This window comes from Isoptericola sp. S6320L (assembly GCF_023015685.1).
In the GTDB taxonomy this organism is placed as follows: domain Bacteria; phylum Actinomycetota; class Actinomycetes; order Actinomycetales; family Cellulomonadaceae; genus Isoptericola; species Isoptericola halotolerans_A.
On sequence record NZ_JALKAT010000065.1, the window covers coordinates 1 to 2,022 of the forward strand.

A 2,022-nucleotide genomic window follows, 5' to 3' on the forward strand; every position below is an offset into this window, starting at 1 on the left:
GTGCACCCACAGCGGCTGAGGAGTGGGGAGATCGCGCACAGCTGGCGCGAGTGCGGTCCGCGGTCGCCGCTAGACTCGGGCCGGCCGCCGCACCCCGCCGCATCCTGCGGGTGGAGGCCCTGCCGCTGCGCGGGCCCGGGAAGGTCGACCGTGCCGCCGTCGTCGACCTGGTGCGCGCCCACGCGGCGCGCGACTGAGAGGAGCACGCATGGCCACCACGGCCGAGTGGGTCGCCGGAGCGCGGCCCCGCACCCTGCCCGCCGCCGCCGCGCCGGTGGCGATCGGCACCGGCGCCGCCGCGCAGGTCGACGCGTTCGCCTGGCTGCCCGCCGTGCTCGCCCTCGGCGTCGCGCTCGCGCTGCAGATCGGCGTCAACTACGCCAACGACTACTCCGACGGCGTGCGGGGCACCGACCTGGACCGGGTGGGCCCGCTGCGCCTCACCGCCTCCGGGACCGCCCGGCCGGGACAGGTCAAGGCGGCGGCGTTCGGGGCGTTCGGACTCGCAGGGGTCCTCGGGCTGGCACTGTGCGCCGTGAGCGGGCACTGGTGGCTGATCGCCGTCGGCGCCGTCTCGATGCTCGCCGGCTGGTACTACACCGGCGGCAAGCGGCCGTACGGGTACGCGGGGCTCGGCGAGGTCGGGGTGTTCGTCTTCTTCGGGCTCGTCGCCACCCTCGGGACCACCTACACCCAGGCGGACCGGATCACGTGGCCCGCGCTGCTCGGCGCCGTCGGGGTGGGACTGATCGCGTGCGCGCTGCTCATGGTCAACAACATCCGGGACATCCCGACCGACGTCGTCGCGGGCAAACGCACCCTGGCGGTGCGGCTCGGCGACCATCGCGCGCGGCGGGTCTACGCGCTGTGGATCGTGGTGCCCGTGCTGCTCGCCCTGGCGTGCGCCGCCTGGAAGCCGTGGGCCTTCCTCGTGACGGTCCTGCTCCTGCCGGCCGTGCTGCTGGTGATCCCGGTGATCGCCGGAGCGCGGGGCCGGGCGCTGGTGCCGGTGCTCGCCGGCACCGGGATGTTCGAGCTCGCCTACGGGGTGCTGCTGGGGCTCGGCCTGGCGCTCTGAGCGTCCCCGGCGAGGCTTCGGGCGCTACCGCTCGTTGCCGGACCGGTCGGCGTCGGGGTGCGCGGTGCCGGAGCGCCCGTCCGTGTCGAACGCGGAGTCCTCGGCGGCGGCGTCCTCGTCGATGACCTTCCCCAGGCCCTCCTCGCCGGAGCGGCGGCGCTCCGCGCGCTCCGCCATCCATCGTGCGGCCGCGTCCTTCTGCTTCGCCAGCAGGATGTACGACACCGCGAAGGCCACCACGATCCCCACGAGCAGGAGCAGCCAGCTGCGCAGCCCCACCAGATATCCGGCGCCGAGGGCGGCGGCGAAGACCAGGAGGCGCAGCACGGTGTAGGTCACGAGAGGCACGGATCCAGGATACGGCCGCGCGACGTCGGCCCCGGACCGCGCGATTCGGTTGCGGCCGCGGGGCGAACTAGGCTGGAGGAATGTTCCGCGTACTGGTGGGCCTCGTCGTCGTCGGCCTGTTGGTCTACAGCCTTGCCGACCTCGCCGGGTCGGAGGAGGAAGACCGCGGCGGCCTGCCCGCGTGGCTCTGGGTCGTCATCATCGTCCTGCTGCCCATCTTCGGGCCGATCGTCTGGATCGCCACCAAGATGTCGCGCCGGCGTGGAGGTTCCGGTGGCCGGGGAGCACGTCCCGGTCGCGGCCCGCGCCGCCCGTCCGGTCCGGTCGCGCCCGACGACGACCCCGACTTCCTGTGGCGGCTCGAGCAGGAGAAGCGCCGTCAGGAGCGCCGCGAGCGCGACGACGACCCCCCGAAGTAGTCCGCTCCTCGCCGAGGTAGTGCGGGGTTGCGCGAGGTAGTAGCGCTCGTGCCGAGGTAGTACCTCGCGTGTCGAGGTAGTGCGGGGTGGGTCGGGTTCCGCCGGGTGTCGGGTCCCGTGCACGGTCGCGTTCACGGGCGCAGGGCGCCCTCCACTTCGGGACTGACGACCGTGCAC

The 2,022-nt window shown here is 74.0% G+C and carries 3 protein-coding genes and 1 pseudogene; 3 read left to right on the top strand and 1 reads right to left on the bottom strand.

The genetic code is table 11. From position 1 onward, the window contains the following. Together MWU57_RS17875 and MWU57_RS17880 are read left to right on the top strand one after the other, a co-directional pair. Positions 1-197 (top strand): annotated as a pseudogene (locus tag MWU57_RS17875) (hypothetical protein); the annotation flags it as partial. 11 nt (positions 198-208) lie between these two features. Then, positions 209-1,078: a 1,4-dihydroxy-2-naphthoate polyprenyltransferase gene (locus MWU57_RS17880; protein WP_246911041.1), complete on the top strand. Its 870-nt coding sequence runs from the start codon at positions 209-211 to the stop codon at positions 1,076-1,078. 24 nt (positions 1,079-1,102) lie between these two features. On the opposite strand, the gene MWU57_RS17885 is transcribed toward MWU57_RS17880, so the two are convergent. Next, on the bottom strand, positions 1,103-1,426 hold the full coding sequence (locus MWU57_RS17885; protein ID WP_246911042.1) for a DUF4229 domain-containing protein: 324 nt from the start codon (positions 1,424-1,426) through the stop codon (positions 1,103-1,105). Positions 1,427-1,506: 80 nt separating this feature from the next. Between MWU57_RS17885 and MWU57_RS17890 the strand changes: the two genes are divergently transcribed. Continuing rightward, positions 1,507-1,845, top strand: coding sequence for a PLDc N-terminal domain-containing protein (locus MWU57_RS17890; protein WP_106264984.1), 339 nt, complete (start codon positions 1,507-1,509; stop codon positions 1,843-1,845). Positions 1,846-2,022 lie beyond the last annotated feature (177 nt).